18 protein-coding genes are annotated in these 18,528 nt (G+C 70.2%); 9 read left to right on the top strand and 9 right to left on the bottom strand.

Annotation, left to right across the window (positions count from 1 at the left end; genetic code table 11):
- Window positions 1-39: 39 nt before the first annotated feature.
- Window positions 40-840, top strand: a complete 801-nt coding sequence (locus ACSHWB_RS23655) for a phospholipid scramblase-related protein (protein WP_439664178.1) — start codon at window positions 40-42, stop codon at window positions 838-840.
- Here the strand turns inward: ACSHWB_RS23655 and ACSHWB_RS23650 are convergent.
- Window positions 837-3,785, bottom strand: a complete 2,949-nt coding sequence (locus ACSHWB_RS23650) for a BTAD domain-containing putative transcriptional regulator (protein WP_439664177.1) — start codon at window positions 3,783-3,785, stop codon at window positions 837-839. The two genes, ACSHWB_RS23655 and ACSHWB_RS23650, sit on opposite strands and share 4 nt — an antisense overlap.
- Window positions 3,786-3,858: 73 nt before the next feature.
- Here ACSHWB_RS23650 and ACSHWB_RS23645 point away from each other — a divergent pair, with 73 nt between their 5' ends.
- Window positions 3,859-4,296, top strand: coding sequence for a hypothetical protein (locus tag ACSHWB_RS23645; RefSeq protein WP_439664176.1), 438 nt, complete (start codon window positions 3,859-3,861; stop codon window positions 4,294-4,296).
- Window positions 4,297-4,406: 110 nt separating this feature from the next.
- Here ACSHWB_RS23645 and ACSHWB_RS23640 read toward each other — a convergent pair whose 3' ends face one another.
- From ACSHWB_RS23640 to ACSHWB_RS23615, 6 genes are all read right to left on the bottom strand, one after another.
- Window positions 4,407-5,321, bottom strand: coding sequence for a hypothetical protein (locus ACSHWB_RS23640; protein ID WP_439664175.1), 915 nt, complete (start codon window positions 5,319-5,321; stop codon window positions 4,407-4,409).
- A 323-nt stretch (window positions 5,322-5,644) separates the two neighbouring features.
- A complete protein-coding gene (locus ACSHWB_RS23635; RefSeq protein ID WP_439664174.1) occupies window positions 5,645-5,842 on the bottom strand; it encodes a ferredoxin in 198 nt (65 codons plus the stop codon).
- Window positions 5,839-7,032, bottom strand: a complete 1,194-nt coding sequence (locus ACSHWB_RS23630; protein ID WP_439664173.1) for a cytochrome P450 — start codon at window positions 7,030-7,032, stop codon at window positions 5,839-5,841. The genes ACSHWB_RS23635 and ACSHWB_RS23630 overlap by 4 nt, the downstream gene beginning before the upstream one ends.
- A 77-nt stretch (window positions 7,033-7,109) precedes the next feature.
- On the bottom strand, window positions 7,110-7,676 hold the full coding sequence (locus ACSHWB_RS23625; protein WP_439664172.1) for a TetR/AcrR family transcriptional regulator: 567 nt from the start codon (window positions 7,674-7,676) through the stop codon (window positions 7,110-7,112).
- 12 nt (window positions 7,677-7,688) lie between these two features.
- The gene (locus ACSHWB_RS23620) at window positions 7,689-9,575 is read right to left on the bottom strand and encodes a bifunctional polysaccharide deacetylase/glycosyltransferase family 2 protein (RefSeq protein WP_439664171.1); all 1,887 of its coding nucleotides are present in this window, start codon (window positions 9,573-9,575) and stop codon (window positions 7,689-7,691) included.
- 82 nt (window positions 9,576-9,657) lie between these two features.
- Window positions 9,658-10,077: a DUF6542 domain-containing protein gene (locus ACSHWB_RS23615; RefSeq protein ID WP_439664170.1), complete on the bottom strand. Its 420-nt coding sequence runs from the start codon at window positions 10,075-10,077 to the stop codon at window positions 9,658-9,660.
- A gap of 34 nt (window positions 10,078-10,111) precedes the next feature.
- On the opposite strand from ACSHWB_RS23615, the gene ACSHWB_RS23610 reads away from it, so the two are divergent.
- Entirely contained in the window at window positions 10,112-11,179 is a 1,068-nt protein-coding gene (locus tag ACSHWB_RS23610; protein ID WP_439664169.1) for an LCP family protein, read from the top strand.
- A gap of 221 nt (window positions 11,180-11,400) precedes the next feature.
- On the opposite strand, the gene ACSHWB_RS23605 is transcribed toward ACSHWB_RS23610, so the two are convergent.
- Window positions 11,401-13,632 (bottom strand): ATP-binding protein, encoded by a 2,232-nt coding sequence (locus ACSHWB_RS23605; RefSeq protein ID WP_439664168.1) that lies wholly within the window; start codon window positions 13,630-13,632, stop codon window positions 11,401-11,403.
- 187 nt (window positions 13,633-13,819) lie between these two features.
- Between ACSHWB_RS23605 and ACSHWB_RS23600 the strand changes: the two genes are divergently transcribed.
- The gene (locus tag ACSHWB_RS23600; RefSeq protein WP_439664167.1) at window positions 13,820-14,596 is read left to right on the top strand and encodes a hypothetical protein; all 777 of its coding nucleotides are present in this window, start codon (window positions 13,820-13,822) and stop codon (window positions 14,594-14,596) included.
- 15 nt (window positions 14,597-14,611) lie between these two features.
- Here the strand turns inward: ACSHWB_RS23600 and ACSHWB_RS23595 are convergent, their stop codons facing one another.
- Window positions 14,612-14,971, bottom strand: a complete 360-nt coding sequence (locus ACSHWB_RS23595; protein ID WP_439664166.1) for a hypothetical protein — start codon at window positions 14,969-14,971, stop codon at window positions 14,612-14,614.
- 160 nt (window positions 14,972-15,131) lie between these two features.
- Between ACSHWB_RS23595 and ACSHWB_RS23590 the strand changes: the two genes are divergently transcribed.
- From ACSHWB_RS23590 to ACSHWB_RS23570, 5 genes are all read left to right on the top strand, one after another.
- Window positions 15,132-16,004: a hypothetical protein gene (locus tag ACSHWB_RS23590; protein WP_439664165.1), complete on the top strand. Its 873-nt coding sequence runs from the start codon at window positions 15,132-15,134 to the stop codon at window positions 16,002-16,004.
- A gap of 64 nt (window positions 16,005-16,068) precedes the next feature.
- The gene (locus ACSHWB_RS23585) at window positions 16,069-16,431 is read left to right on the top strand and encodes a hypothetical protein (protein WP_439664164.1); all 363 of its coding nucleotides are present in this window, start codon (window positions 16,069-16,071) and stop codon (window positions 16,429-16,431) included.
- A complete protein-coding gene (locus tag ACSHWB_RS23580; protein ID WP_439664163.1) occupies window positions 16,428-16,559 on the top strand; it encodes a hypothetical protein in 132 nt (43 codons plus the stop codon). Before ACSHWB_RS23585 ends, ACSHWB_RS23580 begins: the two co-directional genes overlap by 4 nt.
- Window positions 16,560-16,563: 4 nt before the next feature.
- Entirely contained in the window at window positions 16,564-17,235 is a 672-nt protein-coding gene (locus tag ACSHWB_RS23575; RefSeq protein ID WP_439664162.1) for a response regulator transcription factor, read from the top strand.
- The gene (locus tag ACSHWB_RS23570) at window positions 17,232-18,527 is read left to right on the top strand and encodes a histidine kinase dimerization/phospho-acceptor domain-containing protein (protein ID WP_439664161.1); all 1,296 of its coding nucleotides are present in this window, start codon (window positions 17,232-17,234) and stop codon (window positions 18,525-18,527) included. Before ACSHWB_RS23575 ends, ACSHWB_RS23570 begins: the two co-directional genes overlap by 4 nt.
- The last annotated feature ends 1 nt before the right edge of the window (window position 18,528 follow it).

Here is an 18,528-nt window from a genome sequence, read left to right as displayed (position 1 = left end):
GCGCCCCCGACCTCTGGGCGGGGGTCGTACGCTCGCGGCATGAGCACCGCTCCCGGCTGGTACCCGGACAACGCCGACCCGCGTTTCGTGCGGTGGTGGGACGGCACGCAGTGGACGCCCCACGTGCAGCCGCGCCAGGAGCAGTCCGACGCCCACCACGCCGAGGTGCAGATGGGTGGCACCGGCCAGGACCGGGTGGCGAACCAGGTCCAGCGCGCGGGTGTCCAGGGTGTCGTGCCAGGAGGCGGCGGCACGGTGCTCACCGAGCCGGTCCTGGTCGTGAACCAGAAGGCGAAGCTCGTCGAGATGTCGAACTCCTACGTCATCTACGACCAGCACGCCCGCCACATCGGCACGGTGGAACAGGTCGGCCAGTCCGGTGCCGCCAAGGCCCTGCGCGCCTTCACGAAGATGGACGCGATGCTCGACGTCCGCCTCGAGATCCGTGACGTGCAGGGGTTCCCGCTGCTGCGCATCACCCGCCCCGCGACGATGTGGAAGTCGAAGGTCCTGGTCGAGCGCGGCGACGGCATGCCGATCGGCGAGATCGTCCAGGAGAACGTCTTCGGCAAGGTCCGCTTCGCCTACGTGTGCAACGGGACGAAGGTCGGCGGCATCTACGCGGAGAACTGGCGCGCCTGGAACTTCTCGCTGCAGGACCACACCGGCACCGAGGTCGCCCGCATCACGAAGACCTGGCAGGGCATGGCGAAGGCCATGTTCTCCACCGCGGACAACTACGTCGTGCAGTTCCACCGCCAGGTGCAGGACCCGCTGCTCAGCATGATCGTGGCCTCCGGGGTCACGGTCGACACGGTGCTCAGCCAGAACCAGGGCTAACGCGGACCGGACTCCGACGCGCGCCCGGTGGCGAGGCGGAGCTCGTCGACCTCGGCCTGGAACCCCGCCGCCGTCAGCATCTCCTCCGCCTGCCGCCAGTGCTCGCGCGCCTCCTCCCGCCGTCCGACCCGCTCCAGCGCGTCGCCCAGCACCCGCAACGACCGCCCGAACTCCGGCGGCGACTTCATCTCCGCGGCCTGCTCCATCGCGAGCGTCGCGAGCCGCAGTGCCTCCTCTGCGGACGAGGACAGCCCGGACCTCAGGCGCCACACCCAGATGCGGCCCTGCCGGTCGTCGTGCTCCTCGAAGAACTCCCACGCCTGCCGCAGCTGCTCCTCGGCCGGCGCGTCCTGCCCGGACCGCACCAGCGTGTCCGCCAGGAACAACCGGATGTTCGCCGCCAGGTCGGGATCCCCGAACTTCTGCGCCGCGGCGAGCGAGGCCCTCAGGAACTCCGCCGACAGCGTCAGCTCCCCGGTGAACTGGTGCAGCCGCCCCAGTTCCAGCGTGGCCATCAGCTCGCTCTGCGAGTCCCCCAGCATCCCGGCGAGCCGGCAGGCCCGTTCCAGGTACTGCTGCGCGGCGGCCAGCCCGCCGGCCCTGCGTTCGATGGCGCCCAGCGAACAGAGCACCTCGATCTCGCCGTGCGGGTTGCTGGACGCGGCGAAGCGCGTCATGGCCTCGCGATGGGCCTCACGGGCTTCCGCCGACCGTCCGCTCCACTCGTGCATCCAGCCCATGCCGTACCAGGCGTAGGCCTCGCCCCACACGTCCCCTGCGGCGGCGAAACCCTCCTGTGCGGCCTGGAAGTGCGCCGAGGCCGCGGCGTAGTCGTGCAGCCGCGCGCTCAGGATCCCGCGCTGCTGGTACAGCATCGGCCGGCGCGACTCGGGCGCGCACGACAGGCCGAGGTCGTTGATCTGCGCCCAGTCGTCGAACCGGGCCCGCAGGTCGCAGAACGCGGCCGACCTGATCACCAGCTCGGCGGCCAGGTCTCCCAGCCCCAGCGCCGCGGCCTGGGTGATCACGGCGTGGACGTTGAGCCACTCCGCGTCGAACCAGTCCGCCGCGTCGCCGAGGTCGAACCGTTCCAGCGCAAGGGGTTCCAGCCGGACGCCCTGGTGCGGCAGCTCCGCGTCGGCCCGCGTCGCCAGGTCGAGCCACTGCTCGAACAACGGCCGCAGCGCGACGGCCGGGTCCTCGGAGGCGGCCTCGCGACCGAACGCGCGCAGCAGGTCGTGCAGCCGGTATCGCACCTGTCCCAGCGCATCGCGGCCGGCGTAGTCGACCAGCCGGGCGTCGACCAGTGCCTCGACGTGGTCCTCCGCGTCGTCCAGGCCGAGCCCCAGCAGCGGTGACGCCACCCAGGCCGGGAAGTCCGGTGTGTCCACCAGGGACAGCAACCGGAACGCCGTCCGGTGCGTCTCGTCCAGGCCGTCGTAGGACAGGGCGAGGGAGGCACGCACGTCCAGATCGCCCAGCGACAGCTCGTCGAACCGGCGGCGTTCGTCGGACAACCGGCCGGCGAGCTTCGCGAGCTGCCAGTGCGGACGCGCCACCAGCCGGGCCGCCGCCACCCGCAATGCCAGCGGCAGCTTGCCGCAGTAGGTCACGATCTCCTGTGCCGCGGCGGGTTCGGCGGTACATCGCGCCTCACCGACGGCGGCCCGCAGCAACGCCAGCGCGTCCACGGACGGCAGCACGTCCAGCGGCACGACGTGGGCCGCCTCGAGCCCGGCCAGCGCGGCGCGCGAGGTCACCAGCGCGGCACCCGAGGTCGTCCCCGGCAGCAACGGCCGCACCTGGGCCTCGTTCACCGCGTTGTCCAGCACGACGAGGATCCGCCGGTCCGACAGCAGGTCCCGGTACAGGTCGACCCGGTCCTCCACAGTGGACGGGATCGCGCCGCCGGACACGCCGAGGCCGCGCAGCAACCGGTCCAGCGCCGCGGCGGGCTCGACGGGCTTCTGCTCGCCGCCGCGCAGGTTCAGGTACAGCTGGCCGTCCGGGAAGGTGTCGCGGACGGCGTGCGCGCAGTGCACGGCCAGCGAGGTCTTGCCGACGCCGCCGGGCCCGGTGATCGTCCACGTGCCCCCGGCGCGCAGCCCTGCGGTGAGCCGCGCGACCTCGTCGGAGCGCCCGGAGAAGTCGCCGACCGCGGGCGGCAGCCACGACGGTCCCGACTGGACGGCGACCGGCGCGGACGAGCCGGCCAGCACCTCCATGTGCAGGGCGCGCAGCTCCGCGTTCGGGTCGATGCCGAGCTCGTCGGCGAGCACGTCGCTGGCGCGGCGGTAGACGTCCAGGGCCTGCGCCTGCTGGCCGGTGCGGTGCAGGGCGAGCATCAGCTGGTACCAGAAGCGTTCGCGCAGCGGGTGTTCCGCGACGAGCGAGCGCAGCTCGTCGACGATCTGGTCGTGCCGGCCCAGCTGCAGGTCGGCGTCGTTGCGGCGCTCCAGCACCTCCCAGCGCTGCTCGTTGAGCCGCTGCACGTCGGTCTGCTCCATCCGCAGCGACGACACCTGGTCGAGGGCCGGTCCGCGCCACAGCGCCGCGGCCTCACCGAGCAGGCGGGCCTCGGTCTCGAGGTCGGGCGCGCGGCGGGCCTCCGCACGCAGCCGCTGGAACGTCAGCAGGTCGAGCTGGTCGTCCTCGACGTGGATCGAGTAGCCCGTCGGCCACGTGCGGACGAGCTTGCGGTCCGCCAGGTCGTCCAGCGACTGTCTCAACCGCATGACGTACGTCTGCAGGGTCGCGCGCGCCGCACCCGACGGCTCCTCGCCCCAGAGGTGTTCCATCAGCTCGTACGAGGACACCGGCGCGTTCGCCTTCATCAGCAACGCGGCGAGCAGGACGCGCTGCTTGGCCGAACGCAGCTCCACCGCCCTGCCCGAGTCGATGACCTGCAACGATCCGAGAACCCTGAACTCCCACCGGCGTTGCATGAGCCCGATCCTAACCAGCCGGTAACCCGAGGTGTCAGCGAAATGTCAGCGGGCCGCGTGATGCTTCTCGCCCATGAGCAGGACAACCCTCGTCGCCGCCGCGGCGTTGTTATTGGGAGTGGTGACCTCCGGTCAGGCCCATGCCGAGAGCGCCCCCGGTTGCGGACCGGTGACGCAGATCGGCAGCACCGCGTACATCGGCTCAGGCGGCCAGAAGTGGGCTTCGGTCAAGCAGTTCAAGGGCTGCGGCAAGAACTGGGCCTACATCTACACGTGGGACAGCGTGCACAACGCGGGCGCGCCCTACACCCCCTTGTTCGTCATCATCGCGAAGTGGGGCAACGAGTGGTCACGTGAGCCGTACGGCCACGAGGGCCGCAAGGCGGGCGGCTACCGGCAGCAGGAACTCTGGTCGTACGGCACGAACACCCTGGACACCTGCACCAACGCGTTCGCGGAGTGGTCCTCCGGCGCCGCGACCTACCGCGCCGAGACCTCCATCCGCTGCTGACGCACCGGACCGGAGCGGTGCCCTGGCCCCCCAGGCGGGCGCCGCTCCCCTCAAGACGGTGCCGCCGGGGCTCGAAGCCCAAACCTCTCCTCGGGCCCCGGTGGCGCCTTTCAGGCCGCACCTTGTGACGCCGTCATGAACTTCCCCAGACGGGACGCCAGGTCGTCCGCGGCCTCGTTGCCCCGCAACCGTTCCGCCTCCTGCTTCAACGGCCGCATGCGATCGCGGGTGCGGGCCGAGCGGATGGGGCCGGACAGCGCGATCGCCTGCTCCCCGACCTCGCGCGCACGTTCGGTCTCGTTCTGCACCAGGTAGTTCATCGCCAGCGCGGCCAGCCGGAACGACTGGCTGCGCGACGCGTCCTCTCCCCCGGCGGAGATCGCCCTGGTGAGCAGCGGGATCGCCGACCGCGCGTACTTCACGTCGCAGGTGCGCGCGAGCTCGGTGTGCACCATGCCGCCGATCGACACCAGGTCGGCGAGGTCGAAGAACTGCGCCCACGGCGGTGCGTCCTCGCCTGCGGCACGTCCAAACTCGTCCTCCGCGCGGGCGAACTGGCGCAACGCCTGCCTTTCCGCGCCCATCTTCGCGAGCGCCCACGCCTCGTTGGCGTGCAGGATCGACACGGCCAGTGTGGATCCGCTGGCCTGCGCGATGGGCAGTCCGTGCTGGAACGACGCCAACGCGTCCTCGGCCAGTTCGTAGTGCAGGTGCACGCGGCCCATGCGGTAGTGGATGTTCGCTTCCAGCGCGCTGTTGCCCGATGCGCGCGCGAGGCCCATCGCACGGCCGAAGTGCAGGTGTGCGGACTCGAGCAGGCCCATGTCGAACGACGCCCAGCCGGCCAGGTTGTGCAGGTCCGCGATGGCCACCTGCAGCCGGTGCAGCACCTGTCCGTCCGAGCCGCCGCCGAGCAACGGGTTCGCCCAGCCGAGCAACGCGACACAGGCGTCCCGGCAGGCGCCGCCGCCGTATTCGCGGTCCAACGCCCGCAGTGCGCTCGTCAGCGTTTCGACATGCCGCACGTCGGTTTTGTCCACGCGAGCGGGAAACGCATCGCCGTTGACCATAGTGGGCCCTCCTGACGTGCGCCGGCTACCCGTTGTACGAGTACCCGTTACACACCGCCGGTATTCACCACGCCGCCGCCACCATCCCGTTGTCCGACCTGGTCGGGAAGGGTCTTTCGACTCCCCTGGGGCATGCGGACGCGGCCACCACAACGCCGTGGTGGCCGCGCTTACGATTTCGGACGGTCATGGTGAACGGAAAGGGGCCAACACGGTGTCAGCGAATCCCAGCTGAATCCATTTCCAGTGACGACGTCTCACCGGGACGGCCGATCAAGTCACTCTTCCAGGCTCACCACCTGGGCGGGGCACCTGTCCACCGCGTCACGAACCCCCGGCAGCAGCTCGGCGGGCGGCTCCGCGATCACCACGAGGCCGAGCCCGTCATCGTCGGACTGGTCGAACACGTCCGGAGCGGCGAGCACGCACTGCCCCGACCCGATGCACCTCGCCTGGTCTATCCGGACGGTGGTCACCAGACCACCGGGATCTCGGCGGCGCCGTAGGTGATCATGTCGTTGCGGTAGCTCATCTCCGTGACGGGCACGGCGGGCCGCAGGTTCGGGAACCGTTCGAACAGCGACCGCAGCCCGATCTGCAGCTCGGCACGGGCCAGGTTGGCGCCGAGGCACTGGTGCGGACCGAACCCGAACCCCAGGTGCGACACGGCGTCGCGTTCCAGGTCCAGCTCCTCCGCACGCGGGCAGAGCGCCTCGTCGAGGTTCGCCATGAGCGACACGCTCACCCAGTCGCCCGCCCTGATCAGCACGCCGTCGACCTCGACGTCCTCGGTGGCCCTGCGGGTGAGGCCGGGGCCGCCGAGCCGGCCGACGGTGTACCGCATCAGCTCCTCGACCATGACGTCCGCGCGGCTCGGGTCGCGCCGCAGGATCTCCAGCTGGTCCGGCTTCTCGAACAGGTGCAGCGTGAACAGGCCGAGGAAGTTCGACGTGGTCTCGTGCCCGGCGGCGAGCAGGCCGATGCACAGGAAGATCAGCTCGTCCATGCTGAAGTCGGTGTCGTTGGCCATCAGGCCGATCATGTCGTCGTTCGACCCGGCGGCCTTCTTCTCCGCGACGATCGGCGCGAGCACCTCGGCGAGCTTGGTGGCGTGCGCGAGGTACTCGTCCTTGGAGCCGTTCTTGCCGAACAGGTCCCCGGCCGTGGCCTGGAACAGCTCCTGGTGCTCCGGCGGCACGCCCAGCAGCTCGGCGATCACCAGCGACGGCAGCGGCAGGCACAGCGAGGTCACCAGGTCCGCCGGCGCGCCCTTGGCCTCCATCACGTCGAGGTGCTCGTCGACGATCTGCTGGATGCGCGGGCGCAGCTCGTTCATGCGCTTGACCATGAAGCCGCGCGAGAGGGGACGCCGCAACCGCATGTGCTCGGCGCCGTCGATGCCGTTGATGTTGCCGGGCTGGTCTGGGTCGAGCACCTCCTCGCCGTCGTCGGTGCGCATCTCGGGCTGTCCGCCCTTGCGGGTGCTGAACCGCGGGTCGGAGAGCACCTGCCGGACACCGGCGTAGCTCGACACCACCCAGGCCTCGACGCCGTTGGGCCACAGCATCTTCACCGGCCCGTCGCTCACGGCCTCGGCGAAACCGATCGGCGGCTGGAGCGGGTGGTCGCGTTCGTGGTGGACCGGGCAGACAGCAGCTTCAGTCACGGGATTCCCCTCAATAGAACAGAACTGTTCTTTTGAAATCATGACCGAACGTAGCGAAGAAACTACGCTTTGACGAGTTATTTGGCCCTAAAAGCACCGAGGAGCGGTCTCAACAGGCCGTCGACGATGCTGTCGACCACGCCCAGCTCCTCCGACCTCAGCACGAACGTCGAGATCAGCGCGGTGATCAGGACGTCGGTGTTCAGGTCGCCGGGCAGCTCGCCCCGGTCCTTCGCCCGGTCCACGGCCACCCGGAGGTGTTCGGTGTAGGCGCGGTCGATGTGCTCCTCGCGCAGGCACGCGAGGTCGGCGTCCTGGCGGCTGCCTTCCAGCAGTCCGAGGAAGATCCCCGCCGTGTCGAACGGCATCGGCTCGCCCCAGGCCAGCAGGATCTGGCGGACGTCTCCGGCGAACGTGCCCTCGTCCGGCTGCGGGAACCGGGGCAGGTTCGCCTTCAGGGCGTCCGTGATCAGCCGGGCCTTGGACGGCCAGCGCTGGTAGAGGCTCGCCTTGCTGGCGCGCGCCCTGCCGGCGACGAGGTCCATGTTGAACCGCGCGTACCCCACCTCGGCCAGGACGCCGAGCACGGCGGCGAAGACCTCCTGCTGGCGTTCCGGCGCGTCCAGGGGCGTGCGACCCAACATGTCTCCCGTGTCTCAGGTGACGGGGACAGTACCGCCAGGCGCACTCTCGAGCCGACCCGTCCGCTTCACCGACATCCACCGCAGCCGCGTGCCGTGCACCGCCGTGATCAACGACTGGATCACCACCGCGTACATCAGCTGCCGATACACGACCTGCTGCAGCGGATACGCCCACAACGGCTTGAGCGACTCCCCGTCGAGCCGCAGCGCGTACCCGGCGCTCGCCGTCTGGATCAGCAGGAACACCACCCACACGACCAGCGCGAGCGGCGCGTCCGCGACGAGGAACCCGTACAGCACGAACAGGTCCATCACCGGCGCGAGCAGTGGCAGCAGCAGGTGGAACGCCAACAGGTACAGGAGCCCGAACCGGCCCATCGGCCCACTCTCCGCCAGGGCGCCGCGGTGCTTCCACATCGCCTGGAAAGTGCCGTACGACCAGCGATAGCGCTGCTTGAACAAGCCCTGGACGGTGCCCGGTGCCTCCGTCCACGCCTTCGCCTCCGGGCGGTAGGCGACCCGCCAGCCCGCCCGCGTGACCGCCATCGTGAGGTCCGTGTCTTCGGCCAGCGTGTCGTCGCTGACACCGCCGACGTCGGTGAGCGCGGCCCTGCGGAACGCCCCGACCGCACCCGGCACCGTCGGGATGCAGCGCAGCGCGTGCAGGATCTGCCGGTCCAGGTTGGACCCCGCGCAGTACTCCAGGTGCTGCCAGCGACCGAGCAGGCCCTGCCGGTTGCCGACCTTCGCGTTGCCGGAGACCGCACCGACACCGGACTCCGCGAACGGCTGCACGAGCTGGCCGATCGTGCCCGGTTCGAAGATCGTGTCGCCGTCCACCAGCACCAGCACGTCGTGCCGTGCCGCGCGGATGCCCGCGTTCAACGCAGCCGGCTTGCCCTGGTTGACCTGCCTGATCACCGTGACGCCCGGCAGGTCCAGCTCCTCGGCGACGGCCGCGGTGCCGTCGGTCGAGCCGTCGTCCACGACGATCACCTCGACGTCGGCGAGATGGTCGTTGCCGGCGATGGACCGGACCGTGGCGGCGATGTTCACGCCCTCGTTGTACGCGGGGACGACCACCGAGACCGGTGGCGCGAACCACGGCGGCGGCTCCTGCTCCCGGCGCAGCCTGCGATCGGTGTGCGCGAGCCCGAGCTGCATGAGGGTGCGCAACAGCCCGAGCAACGCGGCGATCGCGATGGCCGTGCCGAACAGCACCAGCACGATGCCGCCGTTGCGCTGCGACCACGCGGTGGCCGCGCCCGTGAACCGTTCGCGCGCGGAGGCCTGGACCGGCAGCTCGTCGCTGACCGGCACGAACCGGTAGCCCGGTTCCTTCGCGAGCGCACGGACGATGTCCGCGCCGATGCTGCCGTCGTCGTGCAGCCGGACGACACCCCTGTTCTCCCGCAACGACATCCGCACCAGCGTGCCGATGTCCTGGTAGTCGCGATCGCCGCTGTCGACCTCGGCCGGGGCACCCACCAGCCGTGCGTGCACGCCGAGCGCATCGGCCAGAGCCGCCTGCGCGAACGCCACGTTCAACGGGTCGGTGTGGTCGCCCTCGGCGCGGAAACCGTCGATGCCGATCTGGTGACCCTCGTCGGCGATCCTGCGCGTCAGCTCCGGATTCCGGGTGACCTGCGTGCCGACGACGAAGAACGTCGCCTTGATCCCGTTGTCCCGCAACGCGTCCAGCACGCGCGGGGTCCACTTCGGGTCCGGGCCGCCGTGGAACGCCAGCGCGAGCGTGCGGTCCGGGAGCTCCCGGTGCTGACCGGCGTGCTGCACCGGCTCGAGCCTGATCGCGGTGTAGGCGTGGAAGGTCACCACGCACATCAGCACGACCAGTCCGAGCAGGATCGAGACCCAGTGCAGCCGGGGCGGGCGTCTCACCACGTTCCCAGCAGCGTGCCGCCGACCACCGCGGCGAACACGATCAGTCCACTTGCGACGATCAGGCTGATCAGCCTGGCCGCTACCCGTCTGCCGCCTCTGTCGTCGACGAAGACCTGCATTCTCGTTTCCCCCCAGAAACCACGCGGACGAACGCGACCACCACGGCCGCGCCGACCGACGCCGCGAGCCACGGGAACCCGTTGACGAACCACGGGACCGCGTCCGCGACGAACTCCTTGTTGTTGCTCCACAACGATTGCCGATGTGCCTGCCGCTGCCAGGCCGCGTTGCCCACAGCGACGACGACGAACACGACCGGTGGCGCCGGTGCCACCGTCCACAACCCCACGCGGCGCACGAGCGCCGCAGCCGCAACCGTGCCCGCGAACAACCAGACGCCGAAGGGCCATCCGAGTTTGTCCCCGTCCACCCAGATCCCCACCTGTGTGAACACCGCAAGCACCGCCACCGCCGCCAAAGTCGGCAGTTGAACCCCCATGAACACATAGAATAGTTCAGGGGGTGTCTTTTTCATGCAGTCACGTGCTCGCTATCACCGCACGGCCTTTCTCGTCCTGTTCCGCACCGCGTGGAGCGTCGTCTGCGTGGCCGTGCTCGTGGTCTCCGGCTTCGCCTGGGCCACGGTGTCCACGATCTCGACGGGGGTCGAGCGCTCGTACGCCATCCCGGACGACGCGCCGCGCTCGGCGTCCGGCCGCAACATCCTGATCATGGGTCTCACGACCAGGCTCGACCTGCACGGCGAACCGCTGCCCGACGACGTGCTGCGGCGCATGCAGGCGGGCGAGAGCGACCGCGGCGGGTACAACGCGAACACGCTGATCCTGTTGCACATCCCGGTTTCCGGGCCCGCGGTGGCGATGTCGGTGCCGCGTGACAACCTCGTGCCGCTGTCGTCGGGAGGCGAGGGCAAGATCAAGGAGGCCTACGGGCGGGCCAAGATCACCGAGGAGGACCGGCTGCACGCGGCCGGGTCGCACGACAAGCGCGAGCTCGAACACGCCGGGCGTGAGGCGGGCCGCAGGGCGCAGGTGCAGACGGTGTCGGCGTTTCTGGGCCAGCCGATCGACCACCTCGTCGAGCTGTCGCTGATCGGGTTCTTCCACATCGCCGAGGGGCTCGGCGGCGTGGACGTGTGCCTGCGCAACGCGACGAAGGACCCGTTGTCCGGCGCGGACTTCCCGGCAGGGCCGCAGCACCTCGACGCGGGGCAGGCGCTGTCGTTCGTGCGGCAGCGGCACGGACTGCCCAACGGCGACCTGGACCGCACGCGGCGGCAGCAGGCGTTCCTCTCCGCGGTCGCGCGCAGGCTGAAGGGCGCGGACCTCGGCGTGGTCCAGGCGATGATCGACATGGCGAAGCAGGACGTCGTGCTGGACGCGCGGTTCGACCTCGTCGAGTTCGCCAGGAGCATCCCTGCTGAGGTGCGGTTCGAGACGCTGCCGGTCGAGGGCGGCGCGAACGTGGGCGGGCAGGACGTGAACAGGGTCGACCCGGCCAAGGTGCAGGCGAAGGTGACCGAGCTGGCCACCGCGCCGCCTCCCCCGCCGCCGAACGACGGCGTCCCGTGCATCGACTAAAACACCTGGCCAGAAGCCCTGCCCGAACCGGCGGGGCTACGCCCCAGCCCAGAACTTGAGCGCCCCCGGCTCAAGTTTGGAACCTCACGCGGGGACCCTACGTACTCTCACAGCGCACGCGGGGGCCCCGCGTACCGCAGAAAAAGAGCACGCGGCGACGTCCCTTGTGGCTCGTCGGGAACTGGGCCCAACGGGCTGGGACAGAACTGCCGGCCAGGCGCTCAGGAGCGTCTTTCGGTGACCCAGGTGGCGATCTGCGCGCGTGAGGTGAAGCCGAGCTTCTGCAGGATCCGCTCGACGTGCCCCTCCGCGGTCCGCCGCGCGATCACCAGGCTGGCCGCGATCTCCTTGTTCGACATGCCCCCGGCGATGAGGTCGGCGACCTGCTGCTCGCGCCGGGTCAGCGGGGTGAGGGTCGCGGCCGGCGCCGGGTCGGCAGGCTGTTCCTCGCCGATGGCGAACGCGATGGCGTCCTCCAGGTCGAGGTCCATGCCCTTGCGGAACATCGCCCGGAACTCCTGCTCGCCGAGCGCGTTGACCGTCGACGACTCGCACTCGCCGTGCGGGGCGCCGAAGTAGCGCGACCCGAACATGGGATAGCCCACCGACTGCCAGATCTCGTTGGTGGCGCCCAGCAACGTGGCCGCGCGCACCGCGTCGCCCTGGGAGGCGGCGATCCAGGCCAGCACCTCGATCGCGAGCACGATGCCCAGCAGGTCGTGGAAGGAGCGCTTCATCCGCAGGCACTCCCGGCCGAGCCGGTCCGCGCGCACGAGGTCACCGCTGACCCACGCGCACAACGCCAGCCCGTAGACCGCGTACGCCTGCGCCCACAGCTCGCCGTGCTTCTCCCCGACGGCCCTCGCCTCGACGCAGAGCCGTTCCGCGGCGGCGAAGTCGTGCTGGAACGTCGCCGAGATCGCCAGCTCGATGCCGGCGAGCATGGTGTGGCTGTTGACCGTGCCCTGGCCCCGGTACAGCCGCATGGCCTCCTCGAACAGGCTGTCAGCCAGCGCGAGGTCGTCGCCGATCAGGTGCGTGCAGGCGAGGCGGTGGGTCGCGTAGGCGAGCGCGGGACCGTCACCGGACTCGACGGCGTACTCGTGGCACTCGTCCAGCATCCGCGTCGACGACGGCAGGTCTCCCTGCAGCGTCGCGACGTAGCCGTTGACCCACAGCGCCTTGGCCCGCAGCGGGCCCGGTTTCGCGCTCGCGACGGCGCGGTCGAGCCAGTGGCGGCCCTCACCGAGCATGCCGCAGCCTGCCCAGTAGAACCACAGCGTGGTGGCCAGGTGCACGCACTGGTCGCCGTCGTTGCCGAAGCAGAAGTCCAGGGCGGAGCGCAGGTTCGCGTGCTCCAGGCGGGTGAGGGTGAAGATCTGCGGCTGGGCGGGGCCGAACCACTCCTGCTCGCGCCGCTCGGCCCACTCGATGAAGTGGTCCCGGTGCCGTTCACGCACCACCTGTTCGCGGCCGGCGTCGCGCAGCTTGCCCAGACCGTACTGGCGCAACGGTTCCAGCAACCGGAAGCGCGTTCCGGACGGGTGCTGCTCCGACACCACGACCGACTTGTCGACCAGGCCCATCAGCGAGTGCATGACCTCGTCCGGCGCGACGCCGTCACCGGAGCAGACCCGTTCGGCCGCCTCCAGGTCGAACGTGCCGGCGAACACCGACGCCCGTGCCCACAGGATCTGCTCGGGCCGCGTGCACAGGTGGAAGCTCCAGTCCACCGCGGCGTGCAACGTCTGATGACGAGGATCGCCACCACGTTTGCCGTCCGCGAGGACCCGGAAGGTGTTGTCCAATCTGGACAACAAGTGGTCAAGGCTCAACACGCGCAGACGCACCGCGGCCAGTTCGATGGCCAAGGGGATTCCACCGAGCAGAGCGCAGATCTGGCTGACCTTGTCGTGGTTGCACCCGTCGAGGACGAACCCCGGTTCGACGGCGACGGCCCGTTCGGCGAACAGCGCCAGCGCAGGGTCGCCCGGCAACGGCATGACCTGCCAGAGGTGTTCGCCGTCGACGCCGAGGCGTTCGCGGCTGGTGACGAGCACGCGCAGGCCGGGGACCCCGCGCAGCAACGCGTCCACGAGGCCGGCGGTCGCCGCGACGACGTGCTCGCAGCTGTCCAGGACCAGCAGCATCTGCCGGTCGCGCAGGTGTTCCACCAGGACGGTGCGGTGCTGGCGGACCGTGTCGTCGTGGACGCCCAGCTGCACCAGGACCGTGTGCACGACCAGTTCCGGGTCGGTGACACCGCCCAGGTCGACGAACCACACCCCGTCGCGGAACGCCCTGCTCGTCTCGGCGGCCGCCCGCAGCGCCAGCCGCGTCTTGCCGACACCACCGACACCCGTCAGAGTGACGAGGCGCGACTCGGACAGCAGCCTTCTCACCTCGGCGACGTCGTGCTTGCGGCCGACGAAAGTAGTTGTGTCGGCAGGCAAATTGCCTTTACGACCTGGGGAAAGCGAACCGCCCACAGCGGCACCCTAGGTCGGCTGGATCTCCCGCTGCAATGTGGTCCCCCGTAGGCACCAACGGCAAAACACGGGTAGTTACCCCCTAGGGCGCATGCGGTCACCTCGCCAGTCTTGAACGCTTGGGGAGGCGCCTGCGCGAGGGGACGGGATCATGGCCGGTGACAGCCTCGAGGTCGATGTCCGGGAGCAGAACGGGGTCCTCGTCGTCCGCTTCAGCGGGCGACTCGACTGGATGACGTACATGCGCGCGCAGGACCTGCTGCTCGACCACGCCACCAAGGAGCTCGTGGGCGTGGTGGTGGAGCTCGACGAGCTGGTCGCCGAGTCCCCCGCGCTGCTCGTGCTGTTCGACGTCGTGTGGCTGTCCGCGGCGCGCTGGCCGGGCATCTCGCTGAGTCTCGTCGTGAGTGACCACGAGCTGCGCTCCACGCTGGAGTCGCGCGGTCTGCCCCGGCACATCCCGCTGCATTCCACGACGTCCGCCGCGGTGGCCGCCGTGGTGCGGCACCGGCACGAGGACCGCGTGGACGCGGCGTTGCCGACGTGCCGCTGCCTGCCGCACGTGGCCGAGCGGCTCACCGAACGCGCCTGCGAGCGGTGGGGCCTGCAGTCGATGCTCGACGTCGCGCCGCAGGTGGCGGTGGAGCTGGTGTCGCACATCGAGGACGACAGCCCTCTCTCGCTGCTGCTGCGCGTGCGTGGGGACAAGTTGTCCGTTGCCGTGCGCACGACCGCACGCTTCGACCTCAAGCAGTGGCACATCATGCGGCACAACGTCGCGTCCATCGCCGTCTGCAACTTCACGATGGGCGAGACGCCCGCGGGAGGCGGCCGGCACATCATCTGGGCGTTGCTCGACGTGCCGGAGGAGAGCCAGCGGCCCCCGAGCCATCTCCCGGAGGCCGCCGTCTTCACCCACCAGGCTTAACGCTTCCGGGTCGTTCTACTGGGCGTGCATCGCCGCGATGCTCGTCTGGCACGCCCTGACGACCTGCCGGTTCGCCGCCGTGTCCGGGGTTCCCGTTCCGCACCGGGGGCAGTAGAGGCGCGCCGTCGTCCCGTCGACGAGGACTTCGAGTGGGCGGCGGCAGGGGCGGCACCACCGGTGTCCGGTCACGGGCATCACGTGGTCCGGCGAGGCGACGCACTGGTGCAGCCAGCATCGGTGCAGGCCACAGGTGACGCGGGCGTGCGGGTCGAGACCCAGCTCCTCGGCCAGGTCCTCGGCGGCGAGGACCGCGGGCATCGTGGGGTCCTCGGCCTCAGAGGGGTTCACCAGCCGCAGATGCCTGCATTTCCTCATGATGAACACAATGCGCTCGGTGACGGCATCCGGCATACCCGGATTAATACCTGTTCAATCACGTTTCGCACCTTGATTCCAGCCCGCGGAGAACCTCTTCTCAGCCGGTGCCGTGCGCCCTACTCTCGGATTTCAACGGCGGCGCAGAGGTGTACCCCACATGGCGAATCCTGCGTACTTTCCTCCTCCGCACTCCAGCCGCATCGGCATGAGCGATGTGGAGCAACTGGAGTCGCAGACGCGTTCGCTGCGCTCGGTCGACTACCAGCACGGCGGAGGTGCGTGCCGCGACGCGGTCGTCGTGCGGATCTACTGGGCGCAGCAGCTGCTGGCCGCCGAAGCCGCCGACCCGGTGCGGGCGCGCCTGCTGTCCGCCGTCGCGGATCTGCACAACCTCGCCGGGTGGACCTCGTTCGACAGCGGCCAGGTCGGGGCGGCCTACCACCATTTCGACCGTGCGCTGGATTTCGCACGTCACGACGAAGAGCTCACGACCAACATCGTTTACCGGCGCGGGCGCGTGCATCTGCACCACGGCGCACCGGGTGATGCGCTGGCCTATTTCCAGAGGGGCGCCTTCGCACCGTTGGCGTCGAGCATCATGCACTCGAACGAGGCGTGGGCGTACGCGCGCCAGAACCGTTCCTCGGAATCGTTGTACGCGCTGGGAAAGGCTCAGGACGCGTTCGCGGCGGCGGACCTGACGCACGTGCCGGACTGGGCGCGGTTCCACGACGAGACCGACCTGACCGCGATGATCGGCACGGTCCACGCGGAGCTCGGCGACACCGAGGCCGCGATACCGGCGCTGACCTCGGCCATCGAGCGGTTCGGGCCCGCGATGGCACGCAGCACGGCGTTCTGCCTGATCTCGCTGGCCGCGTGCCACTTCCTCGACGGCGACCTCGACGAGGGCCAGGCCGTGGGGCTGAGCGCGGTGCGGGCGGCGGAGGAGCTTCGGTCGGAGCGGGTGTGGGACCGGATGCGGCCGATGCTCCAGGCCGCCGCCGTCCGCGGGATCGCCCTGCGGTGATCTTTGCAGAACCCGAACATTCGGCGGACCTCGTTCTGACCGTGGCCGGTCATCGTTCTGTGCCATGAACATTTCGCGAATCGGTGGGCTCGTGCTGGGGATGCTGCTGCTGGGCGCGGGCACCGCGTCGGCGCAGGAACCGATCACGATCAGCCCCGAGAAGGTGCAGAAGATCTGCTCACAGCGGGTGCCGCGGGTCGAGGCCAAGGTCAAGGCGCTGACCGACAAGATCAACGGCACCGCGGAGACGCTCGGCTCGAAGAAGTGGATCGAGCAGAAGTCCGCCGACGACCGCAAGGCAGGCAACACGGCGCGCGCGGACGTGCTGGACGCGCGGCTGAAGCTGCGGGACGCGCAGCTCGTGAAGCTGGCGAAGGCGTCGGAGCGGGTCACGAAGTTCAAGTCCGAGCACTGCGGGTCCAAGTGAGGTGGGTCGCAGCCCTGGCCCTGCTGGTGTCGCTGACGGCGTGCCGGAGTGAGGAGCCGCCGCCGGACCTCGATGATGTGGAGGCAACGCTGAACAGCATCGAGTCGGAACTCAACCAGCCGGGGTGAACGCGTGGAACGTGGCCTGGTGCTCGTCGTGGAGGACGAACCGGCGATCGCCGAGCTCGTCGCGCTGTACCTGAGGCGCGACGGTTTCGGCGTGCACCTGGAGTCCTCGGGGGACGCGGCACTGGCCGCGGTCCGCTCGCTCTCGCCCGTCGCGGTGGTGCTGGACGTCGGACTGCCCGTGCTCAACGGCATCGAGGTCTGCCGGGCCATGCGTGCCGCCGGCGACTGGACGCCGGTGCTGTTCGTGACGGCCCGCGACGACGAGGTGGACCGCCTGCTGGGCCTGGAACTGGGCGCCGACGACTACATCACCAAGCCTTTCAGCCCGCGCGAACTGGCCCTGCGCGTGCGAACGGTGCTGCGTCGTTCTTCCGGTGGTGTGCCGGACGTTCTGCAGGTGGGTTCCGTACGGCTCGACGTCGGCGAACGGCGCGCGTTCGCGGGTTCGGACGAGGTGTCGTTGACATCTACGGAGTTCGGGCTGCTTTCGTACCTGATGAAGAATCCACGTCAGGTGTTCTCGCGCGAGCAGCTCCTCTCGGCCGTGTGGGGCTACTCCTCCGTGGCCGGTACACGAACCGTTGACGTCCACATAGCCCAGCTGCGCGCCAAGTTCGGCGCTCTCAGTCCGATCAGGACAGTGCGCGGCGTCGGCTACTCGGCGGACGCGTCGTGAACCTCGCGGGCCGGATAGCGTTGCTGTGCCTGGGAGTCGCGTTCGTGGCCGTGGTCGTCGCCGGCTTCGTGTCACTGCGCCTGGTGCTCTCGACCTCGCAGCAGGTGAGCCGCGAGTTCCTGCGCTCCCAGGCCGACGTGGTGGCGGGCCAGATCTCGAACAACCGCGTCGAGCAGATCCTGGAAGGCCAGGACATCGCGATCGTGCGGATCACCGCGTCCGGCGACGTCAACGGCTCCGACCGCGCGGCAGTCCGTGCGGTGCGCGCCGTCGACTACCGCGCGGTGCTCTCGGGTTCTCCTGTGTCCGGGGTGAGCGGCCGTCTGAACGTGGAGGCCCGTCCGTCGGGGGCGGGCGGCTTCGCCCTGGTCCAGGAGACCGAGACCAGCGGGACCTACCGCAAGCTGGTGCGCAACATCCTCGGCGCCCTGGGCATAGGCCTGGCCGTCGCCTGCCTCGCGGGCCTGGCCCTGGGCACGTTCCTGGCCCGCCCACTGCGCCGAGTCGCCTCCGTGGCCCACTCGATGAGCGCGGGCCGCCGCGACCTCCGCGTCCCCGTGTCCGGCACGTCCGAGCTCGCCGAGGTGAGCCAGGCGATGAACTCCCTGGCGGATGCGTTGCAGCGCAGCGAGTCCCGCCAACGCGACTTCCTGCTCTCCGTCTCCCACGAGCTCCGCACCCCGCTCACCGCCGTGACGGGCTTCGCGGAGTCCCTCGCCGACGGCGTGGTCTCAGGCACCCAGGTGGCGCCGGTCGGCACCGTGATCCTGGACGAGGCCCGCCGCCTGGACCGCCTGGTCACCGACCTGCTCGACCTCGCCCGCCTGGGCGCCGACGACTTCCGCCTGGACATGGCCACGATCTCCCTGGAACCCGTCGTCCGCTCGGCCGCCGAGGTGTGGCACGCCCGCTGCCACGCCCGCGGGGTGACGTTCGTTCTGGACGTGACCGCCTCACCGGTGGTGCGGGCGGACGCGCGGCGGCTGCGTCAGGTCATCGACGGCCTGATGGAGAACGCCCTGCGCGTCACCCCCGCCGGACGTCCCGTGGTGCTCGCGCTGTCGTCCGTGCTGGAGGTGCGCGACGGCGGGCCCGGGCTGGCCGCCGAGGACTACGCCGTGGCGTTCGACCGCGGGGTGCTGCACGCGCGGTACCAGGAGTCTCGGCCGGTCGGGACCGGGGTGGGGCTCGCGTTGGTGCACGGGCTGGTGACGCGGATGGGTGGGACGATCGTGGCGGGGCCGGCGGCGGAGGGCGGGGCGGCGTTCACGGTGACGCTGCCGTCCTCCTAGC

Origin of the sequence: Lentzea sp. HUAS TT2, from assembly GCF_051853195.1 — a bacterium.
Taxonomy (GTDB): Bacteria; Actinomycetota; Actinomycetes; order Mycobacteriales; family Pseudonocardiaceae; genus Lentzea.
This window is presented reverse-complemented; position numbering and strand designations above follow the sequence as displayed.